Below are 15,975 nucleotides of genomic sequence, written 5' to 3'. Positions count from 1 at the left end.
ACGATGAGGCCCTATAACAAAAAGAAGAGAGCAGGTCGTCTGCTCTCTTATGATGCCTCATTATGTTCAGAGGAATGCTTAACACTCCCTATTCTCTTTAGTTTATTCCATCCTACTGCTACCCCTCGAATAGATGAAAATACAGATTTAATTACAACATAAGTCATAAATTGACGATAAATAAAGCGTTGTAAAATTAGCCAAACTAATGGTTTAGGATTCTCCTTCTCTAATTTAAATGCAAAAAGAGAAGCGATAAGATCTATTGCAAAGAACACAAGGTAAAATCCTAAAACTTTTAGCGGATTACTACCAAATAGCCCCATAATCATTAATATATCTGCTAAAGGAGCAATGAATTGCAGGACATACTGGAACACCCACATATTAGGTAATGCAACATACCCTAATGTTTTATGCTTTGGATTAAACAACGCCTTTCGATGTTTCCAAAGGCATTGGAGTGTACCATACGACCAACGATATCGCTGTTTAATGAGACTTTTCACATCCTCAGGCGACTCCGTATAGGCATATGCTTTTTCTTCATATACAATTCGATGCCCTTGACGTAAAAATGTTATAGTAAGATCCGTATCTTCTGCAAGTGTATCTTCGCTTAAATATCCAGATTCAACTACATTCTTTTTACGCCATGCCCCAATAGCTCCAGGAACTACCGTGATACAATTCAAATCATCAAAAGCTCTGCGTTCTAAATTAAATCCTGTAATGTATTCAACATGTTGCCAAGTAGTTAACAGATTTCGTCTATTTCCTACTTTGACATTGCCTGAAACTGCCGCTACATTATGATCTTCAAAGTGTCTAATCATTAGAGAAATAGCATCTTGCGCAATAATAGTATCCGCATCTAAAGTGACAATGATTTCTCCTCGTGATTTTTGAAATCCTAAATTCATTGCGGATGATTTCCCACCGTTTTCTTTCTGAATCAAACGAACTTTAGGATGTTTATGGAATGCTTCTTGAATTACTTTTGACGTACCATCTTTCGATCCGTCATCAACAACAATAACTTCGAACTCTCTATAATCACTATCCAAAATTGAGCGAATCGTCTTGGTTATAACCTTCTCTTCATTATACGCTGCTATTACAACACTCACGAAAGGTTGATAAGATGAATTGCTAAATAAACGAGATCTTGTTCTTCTTTTTTGTTTGAATGCAAAATAAATTAAAAATAGGAATCGAAAAATCCCTAATCCAATAGCAATATAAAAAATAGTTGTTAATATATGCTTAAAATATCCCGTTCCAGAAAAAACAGCTTTGTTGTAAAGTATATATTGCTTATCCTCAGAAGAAACGGGAGGCATAACTTCATCTCGTTCTTTATCCATTAAATCTGAAATTGTCACAAAACTGTATCCATGCTTTTTAAGGTCTTTAATAATAATTGGCAGCGCCTCTACCGTATGGGTACGATTCCCTCCTGCATCATGGAGAAGAATAATATTTCCCTCCCCCTTATAAATGGGAGTCACAGCCCGCCTTACCAATTCATTTGTTGACGGCGTCGCCCAGTCCTCAGGGTCAACATTTTCTGCCACCATTGTATAGTTCATATTTTGTGCACGCAAAATCGGCAATATTTCATTTGATGAATCCGGATTAGCATCCGCTTCATATGGTGGCCTAAATAAAACCGTAGAATGTCCAGTTATTTCCTGAATCAAGCGCTGAGTTGTATTTAACTCTACTTCTGTTCGTAGTAAAGACGTATCAGCTACGTTAGGGTGTTTGAAAGTATGATTGCCAATTTCATGACCTTCATCGTATATTCTTTTAACAATACTAGAATTTAGTTGAGCGTTTTCACCAAGTACAAAAAAGGCAGCTTTTATTTTATTCTCTTTTAATATATCTAGAATTTCCGGTGTATATTTAGGATCGGGTCCATCATCAAATGTTAGTACTACTTGTTTTCCTTTTGGTTTTCCATAGCGCTGCACTTGATATGCAGATGGTAGTGATTGATACACTTCATCTGTAAGATAACCATCTTTCCCTACTTTAAAATCTCTCAATCCATCTTGTCTTTCATTCTCAATCTGTAAAATTTCTCCTTGTCCAGAATAATTCACTTCATCTAAACTAGCGATTTTATGTAATGCATCAGGATTTTTTTGGACCTCAATAGGATTTTTTAAAGCTTTCCATACAGTAGGATCTTCTGCTCCTAGTCTCCATAATGCAAATCCTTTTGCATTGTTGTTCATTGCGATTTTTACTTGATTATAAAGAGTAACACCATCTAAGAACCAAGCAGTATGTTCTTTCCCTTCTTTTTTATATCGAAAATAAGGATTTCCACTAATCTTATCCCATTGAATTTTGATATTTGAATCATATGCCATTGTCATAACTTCTGAGAAAGTTAAAGACTTCGCAGGTTTTTTGCTCTTTACTTCCCAATCATATCCATAATTCCCGAAAGCAACTATAAGTTTCTCAGAAGGAATGTCTAGTTTATTGAGCGTATGTTCAAACCATTTATTTGAAGCAATTGGTCCTGGTGTCCCCGCCCCATAGTGCTCATCGTACATCATTACAATCATGCGATCTATGAGTTTGGCTAATGCACCATAATCAAAGGCTTTATCATTAGCTGGGACATCTTGCGTTACGAGCAAATGATGTTTATGAAAGACTGTAGTAAGTTCTTTCATAAAATCTGTTAATTTATTTCTATCGCCTTCAGGTATTGACTCAAAGTCAATATTAATACCCGCAAATTGATTCTCTTCAACTCGCTTGACTAAATCATTAATAAATTTTGTCTGTACATGATCTGGAGCATTTAATAACTTATGAATAAGTGCGCTATCAGGCCCAGAAGCTTTTTGAGTAAAGTTAGTCAGTAAAGGCATAATTTTCACGTCATGCTTTTTTGCTAACTGTACAATCTCAGGTTTAATCTCACTCCTAATTGTTAAGTTTTCATTTAAATGATACCATTCTGGTACTAACATGGTTAATGAATCAATATTTTCTTTTAAAGAAGCAGTACTATTTTCATCCCAGTTTACATAAAAACCATAAACTTCTTTATGTTGTTCTCCCTTTCCTGTTGAATTCCCTAAATTTTTATTATTATTCATTTCGGTATTAGGAGATTTGAATTCTTCCTTCTTTAACTGCTGGTCACTAAGTTTTTGATTAATAGGTACAAGTTTAGTATCTTGCTTTACAGAAGGATTCATATTTGGAATTTCTGGTGTTGAAAAAATACTTCGAAAGAAAAAATAAAATACAATACTTATACTAACTATTGAGATACATAGAAACCAACTGAAAGCTATTTTTCTTCTTCCTTTAGGATCATAAAAAACGGGTTTTGAGTTATCTTTCTCTTGTTGAATTTTTTTCTCCATTATTTTTTTACATACTCCTTTTCTTTTTATCATTTTCCCACAGAAGACTAGAAGACTCCCTCCTCCATTTTCGTGAAGGTGTGATAGCAACAACAAATAGGTGGGAGTAGTTCAATCTAGGTACAACGCAAACTATTTCAATTGATACACCTTCTAGGGTTCTGGTGTGAAAATAGCTTAATAGGAATATAGAACAGTAATTTCCTGTTAACTTTGAAATCAAACGACTAATCCAAATAACTTATGAATGACTTCAACCTCGTTTTGGGCAGATTTCACAATTTGGTGAAACTGCCCTTTTTTCATCATATGCATGGCTTCGATACCTCTCAAAATCAAGGTTGCTGTACGAAATGATTTCAATCCTAATATGGAACGAACCCTCTTCTTCAATATTCTATAGATTTTTCTTTTCTTTCCCCTGATGTTGTGTGGCAGAAACATTTTTGTCTTCTTTTTTATGTCCGTTGTTTTCGTTTATATTTCCTTTATTTTCTTGTTGATACCCCTTATCGTTATTGTCTTGCCGAGACTCTTTACTTTCTTGTTGATACCCTTTTCCGTTGTCGCCTTGCTGAGACTCTTTATTTTCTTGTTGATACCCTCTTCCGTTATTGTCTTGCTGAGACTCTCTATTTTCATGTTGATACCCTTTTCCATTGTTGTCTTGCTGAGACTCTTTATTTTCTTGTTGATACCCTTTTCCATTGTTGTCTTGCTGAGACTCTTTGTTTTCTTGTTGATACTCTTTACCGTTGTTTTCTTGCTGATGTCCATTATTTCCTTTTGATTGCTGAGGTTGCTGTTCCTCGGATTTCTTTTGTTCTATTTGCTCTTGCTTCTCATATCTTTCTTCTTTTACAGGAGACAAATTCGATGATGCATCGGGAGATGACTTTGGTTGCAAATGTATCTCCTGAGGGTGTTCCTCCTGATTAGACGGCGATGCAGGAGGAGTAAGAGATTTCTTCTTTTCATTCTCCTGCTTTATATAGACACCTGTGCCGACTCCTGCTTTCTTGGCATTCTCTCGCACTTTCATCGTACTACTTTGATATACGACTGTAACATGCTTTGTCTCATACTCTTTCTTTAATTCTTGCATAGCCTTTTCCAACTGTGGTTCTAGCGACTTGTCCCTTGTAACAGCTGTTAACATAACTTGCTTGTCATTCGTTAAGTATTCATCTTCTTGACTTTGCTTGACAATGGTGCGTATTACGTCTTGCAAAGGTTCATTTTCCCATCGTTTCATTTCTTTTAAAATGTGCTTTCCATCATCATTACAAGCTCGCAAATCTATAACACGAAGATCCTTTGTTACACTCGCCTCTAAACTTGGATTAATATCAATTGAAACATAAGCGAGTGCTTTTTCTTCCGGTTGGTTGTAGAAAAACAGGAACACACATAGAAAACAAGCAACAAGTAATGATGCCGGCTTTAAGAAAGAAGAGATTGAAAAATGCGGCACTCTTTGTTCCTGTTTGTTAAACGAGATTTCCTCTCCAATCATATAAGCGTGCGATTTTCTTTTAAACGTAATAAACTCTCCACCTGAAGTTAAAACAACTACGTTATGTTTTTTTATATCCATCACAATCCCTTTATTCATCCTGGTTCCCCCCTCTTATATAATCAAGAATATATGTATAGTTGTTTGCAAAGATAATACACATTGCAATAATGTATTTTCTATGCCGCTCCAACGTTTTACGACTTACCCGAACACGCGGTTCAATATGTTTGAGCGGTAACTTTTTCTTTCGGAACAGCTCTTCCATCATTTCCTCTTCTTTTATAATCATTTTTACAATTTCTATTAGGTGCTCACGCGTATCACGATGCTTTGGAGATTCCTTAGCAAGCTCTGAAAATGTGATTTTAAATTCAGTTAGCACAATTTGAAAATGAAGAATTTCCTCCTTACGGTTACTGTTTTCCATCTCTTTCATATACTCCGTAAGCGATACCTGCATTTCTATCATTTCCTCTTGCTGGTCTTCTTTTAAAAAGACGAGATTATGCTTAGACTCCTTGCGTATATAGTCAATTACATCTCTTTTTATAAGAAGCTCAGCAAACGCTAGAAAAGATTTTCCTTTTTTATATGAATACTGTTCGATTGCTTGATTAAACGCAAACAATCCAATACTATATTCATCATCCCGCTCCGTAATATACCGGCGGCAGACAGACGAGATTGATTTTCTAATAAACGGCTGATACTGTTCGATAAAATCTTCCCTATCTCCCCCGTTGTTTTGTATGTTAAATATGACATCTTCTATTTTCGGTTTTTTTATAATCTTCATCACTAAACTCAACACTAGTAATCCCCCTCCCTCCTTTTGCTTCAAATAACAAAATGGTCACTAAAGAAGTGACCATTTAATCACATTTTCTTACTACTTTTCTTTAGGCTTGCCTTCTTGATGATCATTCTTTTCTGTTTGACCCTTTGGGTTTAATTGCTCATGCCTCTCATGAGAAACAGCCGGTTTATATGTTGAATGTGCTAGTTGTTTTGGAGTTACTTCTGTATTGTGATCTGCTTTCTTGTTTTCTTTTGCAATAACGTCCGCTTGCTTTTCTTGCTCTTTCTCTATTTTAGCTACAACTTTTGAAAAACTCTTCTCTATATTTTTGGTAATTTCAGCTTTTGCTATCGGACTTTCCACTTGATCTAGATGTTGTTTCCGTTATTTTTACCGCATACGCTGCTGTTCCCGTCAGAAATGAGCTGCATACCATCATAGTTGCCATAGTGCCTTTTAATAATCTTTTTTCATAATGATTTTTCTTCCATTTGTTTTCCTTACTAATATATATTCGAAGGAAATAAAAATTTTATGGGGGTCAAAAAAATATTTTTTTATAAAAATATTTTTTTCAAAAGTAGAAAGCTGAAAACTTTTTAATGTCAATATATAAATATTATAATTAATATTACCTCGCTATTCGCAGGCGGTAAGGCTCTGAAACATTAAGGTTCTGATACAAATAGTTTAGAGTTTCATGCCCTTTACTACGACAAGAAAGTACCTACAAAGTTTGAGATAATAACTGTTTATCAATGTTTGTTCATGAAATTTCAGTTTAGACTTTCATGTCTTTCTGCAATTGACACATTCTATTTTTATATTAAGATTGTTGTATGGCAATGTGAGGGGGATTTACATGGAACATAATATTTTAAAAGTAATTGGATTAGCTGAAAAGCTAAAATATGAAATGAGACATAGCTGGCTTTCAAACGGTCGTCAAGAAAGTGTTGCCGAACATACGTGGCGCATGTCACTTATGGCTGTATTAGTTCAACCTTATTTAGATGAGAAAGTAAATATGGAAAAACTTTTAAAAATGGTCATTATCCATGATCTTGTAGAGGCAGAAGCTGGAGATATTCCTGCTTTTGACACAATGAACAGCGAACAATTACAATTGCAAAAACAAGAAAATGAACAAAAAGCGATTTTAAATATTAAACATACATTAGAAGGTCCTCTTGGGAATGAACTGTATGATTTATGGATGGAATTTGAAGCAAAAGAAACATATGAAGCGAAAGTGGCAAACGCTCTTGATAAATTAGAAGTTAAAATTCAGCATAACGAAGCTGACATCGATACATGGCTTCCAATCGAACATAAAATGACATTCCAGGTTGCTAAACATACAGACTTTGATTCATTCCTATCCAAATTACAAAAAATAATTGAACAAGAAGGCGAAAAGAAACTAATCGCTGCCGGCATTGACGTTGAGGCATGTAAATAGTAAACAATCACTCTATGATGTGAAATGTCATATAGCTAGATGATTATAAATATGATAAATGAAATTTTATCGGCGATTATTCGTCAAATAACGACACAAAAATATGAATTTATTTCTAGACTCTTTGAACAGCTCATTTAGAATGAGCTGTTTTTTTCATACAAAAGTATGAAAAAATGCCATCCTTTTTACCGATTTTATATAGAAATATATAGATTAAAATAAAAGCACAAGAACATACAAGGAGGAATATTTATGATTAAAGGATTATACGAAGCGCATCTACCCGTTCACAATTTAGAAACATCCATACCATTCTATGAATCATTAGGCCTAAAACTATTTAAACGATATGAAGATACTGCCTTCTTTTGGATCGTAGAAGAGCAAAGTTGGCTCGGACTTTGGGAAGGAGAAGAATATAAAACGCCGTATCATCCTTCTCTTCGCCATATCGCATTTCAAGTGGATTTCGATTTTCTTCATACATCTATTCAGTGGCTGAAAGATCGAAATATTGAGCCAGTTCCATTTGGTAATCGAACAACCACCGAACCTTTCGTTCGCCCTAACCAAGGCAATGCTTCCGTCTATTTTAAAGATCCGGATGATAATAGTATTGAGTTTATCAGCTTCGTTCATGTTTCAGATGAATTAAAGCATATTACAGAGAAACTTTCTTTAGAAGAATGGGATGGGCTTTTACAAAAGCAACCAAAAAGCTAGCATAAATGATACATATGCTAGCTTTTTAGTTGTTCTATTCAAGTCGCTGTAAATGATAGTATATTTTTATTTTCTTAAGTCAAATTAAAATTGATACTCATATACAGTGTAATCAAAAATGTTTGTAAACCCTAAGCTCTCTGCGATAGCAATGGAAGGTTTATTCACTTCCATACAGTCCCAATAGGGCTCATACCCTTGTTTAAAACATTCTTGAACAAAAGCATGCGCGACTTTCTTGGCAAGATTCTTCCCTCTATGTTCCGGAATAGTCTCAATATTTGCCGTATGTGTATTCCCACTTACAAATCCTGAAAAACAAAGACTCACCACTTGATTCTCATGCAAAATCACATGCCCAATTCCTTTTTCAAAAAATGATTCCACCGAATCCCAAAATGATGTAATTTGTGAAACGAAAAATGATTGTTCGAGCAGAGAGTATATCACAATATTTTCCTTCGTTACTTTTAATACTGTATATGTCGCATCAATCGCTGGTTCATTATATGTTTTATACGTACTTTCATATAATTTGTATACTTTTTGATTGGATTCCTCGTATGATTGTTCACACAATATTTCTCTAATTGCATTATCCCATCCTACTTGGTAACCAAAGCCTTCAAACCACTTCAAGTCCAAGCGGGCTGCTTCTTGTGCAATTTGTTCCGTTAAAACCTTTTTTATTTCAAGGTTAAACATTGTATGATTTGCATCACCAATAAATACAAAACCGTCTAAATTTCCTAGCCAAACTAAAGCAGACCGTGGTTCACTTACATTATCAACAAATATACGGCCGGAATTATTCCCTTCAATGATCGCTGGCACTTCAATATGTCTTTCCTTATTTAGAAGATGTTTACAATTTATAAACTGATCTTTCTGCAATTCGTATATCATCTTTTTCTTTCCCTTCCTATTTATCCCGCTATTTGCGAGCAGTAGTACTCCCACCTCAAAATTCAGCGAAAGCAAAGAAGATAGATGAGAGATAGACTGCCCGTAAAAGTCTGATTGGTTCAACTAATAATCAGTGAGGGATGAAGAAAACCCCCACTGATTAAAGTTTCACTTTATCAGAGCCTACATTTCATCACCTACTGTATACTCTATGAATCTCTGCAATAACTTTCTATCTTCTGGAAAAGAAAGGGTAATACCTTCTATTTCTTTACTGCTTTTCCAATCTACTTCATAAGTCAATCCATCTGGATCATATATTTCTTTATTTCCTCCAATTACTTCTACCTCATAATACACAATGTGAACATCGTATCCATTACTATTTCCCTTCTTTTCGTACATACTTTTAATGATACGCACATCATATCCCGTTTCTTCTTTAACCTCTCGTATACAACACTCCTCAAATGTTTCCTCTTCTAATTTCCCACCAGATGGAACAGACCATTTTAGTTCTGCTTCTTTTACATTTGGACGCCCTTGCAATACCATTAACAATTTCCCATCATCAGTTTTACATAATGCCGCTGCCCCTTGAAATATCCCCATTTCTCTTCCCCCTTAAAATAAAACCATATTTCCTGTTCGTTTCGCATGCTTTTCTGCTTTTCGAACAAGCACATATGATACGCCAACTAAAACAATTAATAAGACAGCTAATAAACCTAACTCTGGAAGTACATCTATAATACTTTTCCCTTCCATTAATAATGAACGAAAAATTTGAAGTACGTATGTTAATGGAAAGAGTGCTGCTAGTATTTTTCCCCATAGTGGTAAAACAACAATCGGTATTCGTACACCAGCAAAAAACTGCATCGGTTCCTCTAGTATTGTAAATAGAATGCTAGCATCTCGTGAAAACAAGAAAATCGTATTTAAACAACCACCCCAAACAACAGCTGAAATGCATAAAATGAGAAAGGCAAATAGCATATTTTCAACCGGCGGCACCGGACTATCATTTAGAAACAATGCAATGAGAATAGAAAAAAACGTGAACATCCAAACACCTTCTATTAAATTCGCCCCGGCCCTGCAGTACATCATCCATACGCGTGATGCTGGTGTCAAAAAGATGAGTTCAAGTGTGCCATTTTGACGCTCCCATGACATTTGCCATGCAGATTGCACGAGGCTCCAAAAGAAAACATATCCAATATAGCCTGTAAGAAGAAAAAAGGTAATCTGCGTTGGATCCATCCATTTGGCAAGTGGACTACTACTTGATGTATCGAATGGCTTTACCGAAAAATAAGCAGTTGCAAAGAGTAATACCGGCCAAATGAATAAAGAAAAATAGACCATCTTACTATGAAAATGATTGCGATGACTCTTTTTCCATTCTGCCAAAAACATATTCATGCACTCACCTCATTTGCAATTTGTAATATTGCATCTTCTAATCTTGCTTTATGTGTTTCTAGCTGCAATATACGAATTTGATATTTTGTTAATAATGATAGTACCGTTGCTGTCATATCAAAAGATGCTTTCAATTGATAACGTATATGTTCTCCCATACATTCTTTCTCATATTGAATTTCTTTCATTCCTAACGAATGTTCAAATCGCTCTATAGTTTCACTCTTTATTTCTGGAATTACAATTTCTAAACGATATTCACGAACAATCGATTGAATAATATTCTCTGGGGTTCCTTCGTACAATAACTTCCCCTTTTCAATAATATAAAGACGATCGCAAAGCTCCTCTACTTCTTCAAGATAATGACTTGTTAATAAAATCCCTTTATTTTGTTCCTTTGCCAAACGATAGACCATTTCTCTCAGCTTCTTTGCTACAGGTGCATCTAGCCCTAATGTTGGTTCATCAAGAAATAAATAGTCCGGGTCATTAATAAGGCCTCTGGCAATTTGCAGGCGTTGCTTCATCCCTTTTGAATATCGTTCTACAGGTGTATGGGCTGCTTCTTTTAGCTCTACTTGCTGCAGAAGAAACTGAATACGCTCTTCTAATTCAATTCCTTTTAATCCATACAAACTTCCAAAATACTGCAGGTTTTCATATCCTGTTAAACGCCAATATAACATGCGTTCTCCACCTGCAATCATATTAATCTTTTTCTTTATAAGTAAATCTTGCTTCATGCTATCCATCCCATCAATTTCAATCGTACCTGAAGTTGGTTCTAGAAGCGTCGCTAGCATTTTTATCGTTGTTGTCTTCCCAGCACCATTCACACCTAATAATCCTACAATCTCTCCTTTTTGAATGGTTAAATCCAATCCATTCACCGCTTCAACCACTCTTTTCTTTTTACGAAAAAAACCTACTTTCTCTTTCAACTCATACCGCTTCACAAGTTGCTTTGCTTGTATCATACGAATTCTCCCCCTATGCAAAATGTTTTTCAATTACATACTTCTCCATTCGTTTCATCGTCCATACACCAACAATAAAATACGCCGCTCCTAATCCCAATAACCACATCAGTTCCATTTGTATAGAAGCTACATTCCCTCCCTCAATTACGCACAATCGAAATGCTGATAAACCATGTGATAACGGCATCAACACACTCATAGGCTGTAAAAATGCAGGCAAATAACCTACTGGAAAAAACACACCACTTACAAGGCTCATAAAAATAAACAATGTATTTTGTGTTAAATACGTATCACGGAAATATAGCATAAAAGCGCCAAGTACTAACGCTTGAGCAAAGATAGAAAAAAAGAAAATAACGAATAAAAGTAATATTGAGGTCATGTCCACTTCTCGAAAATGTAATCCAAAAAATAAACCAAAAATAAAAATTGCGAGAAATTCAAGTCCCAATCGTAATACACCTTGTGCTGCCGCTCCTAGAAAATACCCTTGCCGAGACGATGGCGTTAGCAATAAAATATCCAGCGTTCCTTCTCGCAGTTCCGTAATCAACGTCCGACTCACAATCATTAGTAAAGAAACAGCAAATGAATAAAAAACAGCTCCTAATATAACGTAAGAAAGATAATCATCCGTCTTTCCTAGCTTTGCAAAATTTGCATCTAACTTTCCTTGAAACATAAAATGATATGTTAAATAAGCAAACAATACGATATACACACCAGTTAAAATATGTCCTAGAAAAAATGACCATGGGTATGCTCTACGCATCGTATAGAAATCACGGCGAAATGTAGCTTTAAACGTTAACCACATGTTCTTCCCTCCTCTGATTTTTGAACAATTGGGAAATCCATAAATTGGTCTAAATCAACACGAATTTGCTCTAATCGTTCTCGATTTGTTTTGTAAAATACGTAGTAACCTTTTCGTTCTTTTTGTATAAGGCCTGTAGACTCTAACGTTTTCAAATGATTGGAAACTGTTGATTTTGTAAGACTATATCGCTCTGTTAATTGCTGTGTACAAAAAGATTGAAAAGATAAATCTCTTAACATTTTTAATCTCGTTTCATCTGATATCGCTTGTAAAATTCCTAAAAGATCCTTTGGTACCTCATCTGCAAATGACGATGCAATTTGCACCTCATAATATACTTTTATATGTGTTGAAATAAGGTTATCTATTAGTAAATGCGGCGCAACAAAAGTTGATGGATATAACGTAATTGCTGATAAATCCTCATAACGATACTGCCACGTACGAGCTTTCAAAAAGGTTATTTCCTTTTCATCAATTAAACACCTCGGATGCAGCTTTCTAGAAAGAGACATCGGATTTCTCTTAAATATTTCTTTCACATCGTATACAGATTGTTCTAACCACGGTTCAATCCGAAACAACTCGCGTGCAAAATAACGTTGATGATATTGAAGTAAAAAATCACAAACGATTTCTTTTTCTAAATTCGGGAACATTTCCTGAAACTTTTTTCTATCTGCTACTCGTAATTTTTCAATTCCTTCTTCTACATAAGCTTCTTGCTGAAACTCAGAGCACCAATCTATAAAACGAAACCAATCATCACTCGCATTATTAATTTCGTGCATAAGCGCTCTTTCTTCTTCTTTCATTTGATGTAATACATTTTCCGCCCACTCTAATCGTTTCATATGATGAGCCGGATTACATAGAACATGTAAACTTACTAGCATTTCGCGAAATGGTGAATATACAACTTTGACATGTCGTTGAAACCATGATGTAACTTGTGACATAATTTCTCCCCTCTTTGATTCGTTTTCTAACGAATCAGTTTTATAATTTTGCAAAATTATTCAGTATATTAACAACTTACGATGTAAACGTCAATGGAAAATCAGTATTTTTCACAAAAAAGAAGACCTAAGCTTACGCAAAGGTCTTTTCACTAAGATTTTTTATGTTTTTAAAATATAGAAGTGTTTCTTCCTCCTCCCCCTCGTCAAACAAATTAAGTTGTTTGATGATTTCAGCTTATCGTTTATTAAACCCTTTTTTATTCAAAAACTCCTTCATATGCATTCGCTTCTCTTTTGACATGAAAGCGCTCATTGATCCTGTCCATGTTACATCTTTTTGATTCGTAGTTCTTCCCTTATAATATTCATTCGTTGTTCTATCATATTCTTCTAGTAATTCATCATATTTATTTTCGTCATATGTGTTTTCATGTAAAATCGCTTCAACTGGTAAACGAGGTTTCACTGCATGACTTTCATTAGGTACTCCAACTGTCATTCCAAACACCGGATACACTTTATCTGGTAGATGAAGCAACTGACTCACTTCTTCTGGATTGTTACGAATTCCACCAATATAACAAATACCGTATCCTAGTGATTCTGCAGCAAGTGCTAAGTTTTGTGCAAATAACGATACATCTACTGTTGCTACAATAAAGTCCTCTACAGTATCACTCTTTATCTCTGCTCCATGTTTCTCACATGCTTTTTCTAAACGTTTTAAATCCGCACAACAAACAAAGAATGCTGCACAATCCTTCACATGACGATTTCCCGATAGCTCTGCTAGTTGCGCTTTTAAATTCTCATTTGTAATATACATAACTGAATACGCTTGAACAAAATGTGATGATGCTGCATGCTGCGCTGCTTGTACCATTCTTTCAACTATATTCTTTGGAATTGATTCATTTTTATATTTCCGCACTGATGCATGTTGTTCCATCTTATGTATCATTTCATTCATACTTACCCCACCCTTTATCATCTGAATACTCAATAAGTAACACATTCTTTTCCTACATACAAAGGATATGCTCATCGGGAAATAATCATACAAAAGGACCAATCTTTACGATTGATCCTTTTTTACATATTAAGCTGTTCTCAGTACTCTAACACCTTTAACAATATTCCAAACGAAATAATATATTCCTACAACAGCAAAAGTTACATATGTTATAACCATACCAATTCCAACACTTGCTGATTCTCCGAAACTTAAACCAAATACACCCGAAAGCGCCAGTCCACCAAACAAAATTACAAATGGGAAAACGTGTGTCCACAATGCTTTTTTCGCATGATATTTCACATCATCTTCTGCAATAAAGTAGACGATGATTGGGAATATAAATGGTGCAAAGAAAATACTAAGATAGCAAAGAGAAGATAAAATATTATTGCCTTTCATACGATTCACTCCTAAAGTTCCGTTGTTTTGTTACCTTCATTATGTCATGCTACTACTTTAGAAACTATCGCTTTACCTTTCAATCAGATTACACTTTTGTAAGATTTATCACTATATACGATTCATTAACCAATACTGTGTAATTGCAAAGTATTCCCTAACATTAGACTGAACGATAATAGGCTTTGGCGTTTTAGCAGAAAGTCCATCTACCTTTAGTCCTTGTTTTTTAGCAATTTTTTTTGCACGGAACATATGAAAATCATTCGTAACAATCATCCCTTTTTTCTTATCTGCCGGAATAAGTGCCTTTGAGAATTCAATATTTTCATCTGTATTTGTTGAACGATCTTCCATTATAATTCTTTGTTCTGCAATATTTTGCTTCATTAATCCTTGTTTCATAGCCAAAGCTTCTGAAATATCCTCACCTTTTCCCTTACCACCAGATACAATCACAATGGTTTGTTCGTGTGTCTTTAAATATTCCGCGGCTTTATCAATGCGATATTGCAGGGAATAAGAAGGCTCTGTTCCTTTCACCTTTGCCCCTAAAAGAATCATGTAATCTGCATCATCTGGTGCTTTCATGTGACCATGCTTATAAATGTTATATTGTAAAACGCCCATATAACTTACTATCATGATCATCACAATGACACTATACTTTATAATTTTCTTCTTTATCATGTACATTTACTCCTATTTTTCTCTCATCATAATATCCTTACGTTTATTTTCATAGATAAAATCCCTAACGCACCCTAAATTAACCTCAAAAGGTAATATTTGTATGAAACGATGGAATATTGGATAAAGTATACTAGGAATTCGCATTAAGGGGTGTAAACATTGTTTATTTTTTTATGTAATGTATCATTCTTCTTTTTATTATTTCTTATATCACTAAAACTGCTAGGAAAATCTGCACTGGCACAGCTTACACCACACGATTTTGGAGCGATTATCTTTTTATCCTATTTAGCTTTTCGAGCAATACCTGTTGATGGTGCTTTGCAAGCTATTGCAGGGATGATTGTAATCACATGCCTTCACCTTTTGATAACAAAATTAAGCCTACTAAATAAACTAAATCGTTTCATCCTTGGACATCCTATTATTTTAATTAAACATGGGGATATTGTTTTCGAAAACCTAAAGAAAAGTAGATATCCAATTGCTGAGTTGCTATCCAACCTTCGTGTAGCAGGATATCCTAGCGTATATGAAATTGAATATGCTATTTTAGAAGCCAACGGTGCGATTAGTATTTTACCTAAAAGAGAACTTGTTCCTCTCACTCCGAAAGATATGCATATAGATGTGAAATATGCAGGTTTACCAATTGCCCTTATCGTTGATGCACAAATCCAATATGATAATTTAAAATTAATCCATAAAAATGAAAAATGGCTCCGTAAAGAGCTGTTAGAAAAAGGATTTTCAAACATAAAAAATATTGCTTTCGCTTCTGTTCAAGAAATTGACGGTTCTTTTGCAGTTAGCCTAAAACATAAAAAATCCCCTTAATATATGAAGGGGATTTACT

Annotated in this window: 16 protein-coding genes and 2 pseudogenes; 3 read left to right on the top strand and 15 right to left on the bottom strand. The window is 34.8% G+C overall.

Going from position 1 to position 15,975, the window contains the following annotated elements:
* Positions 1-47: 47 nt before the first annotated feature.
* The 5 genes and pseudogenes from CN373_RS01275 to CN373_RS01255 form a co-directional block, all read right to left on the bottom strand.
* Complete coding sequence (locus CN373_RS01275) at positions 48-3,401, bottom strand: glycosyltransferase (RefSeq protein WP_033664660.1); 3,354 nt, start codon at positions 3,399-3,401, stop codon at positions 48-50.
* A 219-nt stretch (positions 3,402-3,620) separates the two neighbouring features.
* Positions 3,621-3,803, bottom strand: a pseudogene (locus tag CN373_RS01270) (IS6 family transposase); the annotation flags it as partial.
* Positions 3,799-5,016, bottom strand: coding sequence for an anti-sigma-I factor RsgI family protein (locus CN373_RS01265; RefSeq protein ID WP_001032383.1), 1,218 nt, complete (start codon positions 5,014-5,016; stop codon positions 3,799-3,801). The pseudogene CN373_RS01270 and the gene CN373_RS01265, both read right to left, overlap by 5 nt.
* A complete protein-coding gene (gene sigI / locus CN373_RS01260; protein WP_000950299.1) occupies positions 5,009-5,731 on the bottom strand; it encodes an RNA polymerase sigma factor SigI in 723 nt (240 codons plus the stop codon). The genes CN373_RS01265 and sigI overlap by 8 nt, the downstream gene beginning before the upstream one ends.
* A gap of 78 nt (positions 5,732-5,809) precedes the next feature.
* Positions 5,810-6,082: a hypothetical protein gene (locus CN373_RS01255; protein WP_000445626.1), complete on the bottom strand. Its 273-nt coding sequence runs from the start codon at positions 6,080-6,082 to the stop codon at positions 5,810-5,812.
* Between the two features lie 499 nt (positions 6,083-6,581).
* Between CN373_RS01255 and CN373_RS01250 the strand changes: the two genes are divergently transcribed.
* Both CN373_RS01250 and CN373_RS01245 read left to right on the top strand, forming a co-directional pair.
* A complete protein-coding gene (locus tag CN373_RS01250; protein WP_000400748.1) occupies positions 6,582-7,181 on the top strand; it encodes an HD domain-containing protein in 600 nt (199 codons plus the stop codon).
* Between the two features lie 255 nt (positions 7,182-7,436).
* Positions 7,437-7,907, top strand: a complete 471-nt coding sequence (locus CN373_RS01245) for a VOC family protein (protein WP_000589695.1) — start codon at positions 7,437-7,439, stop codon at positions 7,905-7,907.
* An 84-nt stretch (positions 7,908-7,991) separates the two neighbouring features.
* On the opposite strand, the gene CN373_RS01240 is transcribed toward CN373_RS01245, so the two are convergent.
* From CN373_RS01240 to CN373_RS01195, 10 genes and pseudogenes are all read right to left on the bottom strand, one after another.
* The gene (locus CN373_RS01240) at positions 7,992-8,813 is read right to left on the bottom strand and encodes a GNAT family N-acetyltransferase (protein ID WP_000638825.1); all 822 of its coding nucleotides are present in this window, start codon (positions 8,811-8,813) and stop codon (positions 7,992-7,994) included.
* 183 nt (positions 8,814-8,996) lie between these two features.
* Positions 8,997-9,425, bottom strand: a complete 429-nt coding sequence (locus CN373_RS01235; protein ID WP_098358645.1) for an NUDIX hydrolase — start codon at positions 9,423-9,425, stop codon at positions 8,997-8,999.
* A gap of 12 nt (positions 9,426-9,437) precedes the next feature.
* Positions 9,438-10,241, bottom strand: a complete 804-nt coding sequence (locus tag CN373_RS01230; protein WP_001055814.1) for an ABC transporter permease — start codon at positions 10,239-10,241, stop codon at positions 9,438-9,440.
* The gene (locus tag CN373_RS01225) at positions 10,238-11,221 is read right to left on the bottom strand and encodes an ABC transporter ATP-binding protein (RefSeq protein WP_000613618.1); all 984 of its coding nucleotides are present in this window, start codon (positions 11,219-11,221) and stop codon (positions 10,238-10,240) included. The genes CN373_RS01230 and CN373_RS01225 overlap by 4 nt, the downstream gene beginning before the upstream one ends.
* 13 nt (positions 11,222-11,234) lie before the next feature.
* Positions 11,235-12,044, bottom strand: a complete 810-nt coding sequence (locus CN373_RS01220) for an ABC transporter permease (protein ID WP_000266749.1) — start codon at positions 12,042-12,044, stop codon at positions 11,235-11,237.
* Complete coding sequence (locus CN373_RS01215) at positions 12,035-13,006, bottom strand: ArsR/SmtB family transcription factor (RefSeq protein ID WP_000084743.1); 972 nt, start codon at positions 13,004-13,006, stop codon at positions 12,035-12,037. The genes CN373_RS01220 and CN373_RS01215 overlap by 10 nt, the downstream gene beginning before the upstream one ends.
* 133 nt (positions 13,007-13,139) lie before the next feature.
* A pseudogene (locus CN373_RS25750) lies at positions 13,140-13,244 on the bottom strand (glutamine amidotransferase); the annotation flags it as partial.
* Entirely contained in the window at positions 13,245-13,979 is a 735-nt protein-coding gene (nfsA, locus tag CN373_RS01205; RefSeq protein WP_098358644.1) for an oxygen-insensitive NADPH nitroreductase, read from the bottom strand.
* A gap of 129 nt (positions 13,980-14,108) precedes the next feature.
* On the bottom strand, positions 14,109-14,426 hold the full coding sequence (locus CN373_RS01200; RefSeq protein WP_000678059.1) for a DUF4870 domain-containing protein: 318 nt from the start codon (positions 14,424-14,426) through the stop codon (positions 14,109-14,111).
* A 111-nt stretch (positions 14,427-14,537) separates the two neighbouring features.
* Positions 14,538-15,116, bottom strand: coding sequence for a YdcF family protein (locus CN373_RS01195; protein WP_000592095.1), 579 nt, complete (start codon positions 15,114-15,116; stop codon positions 14,538-14,540).
* 162 nt (positions 15,117-15,278) lie between these two features.
* Between CN373_RS01195 and CN373_RS01190 the strand changes: the two genes are divergently transcribed.
* Positions 15,279-15,956, top strand: a complete 678-nt coding sequence (locus CN373_RS01190) for a DUF421 domain-containing protein (protein ID WP_000469569.1) — start codon at positions 15,279-15,281, stop codon at positions 15,954-15,956.
* The last annotated feature ends 19 nt before the right edge of the window (positions 15,957-15,975 follow it).

The organism is Bacillus cereus, assembly GCF_002561295.1.
Classification (GTDB): Bacteria; Bacillota; Bacilli; order Bacillales; family Bacillaceae_G; genus Bacillus_A; species Bacillus_A cereus_S.
Note: the sequence above shows the minus strand (reverse complement) of the source record. Positions and strands in the feature narration are given on the sequence as shown.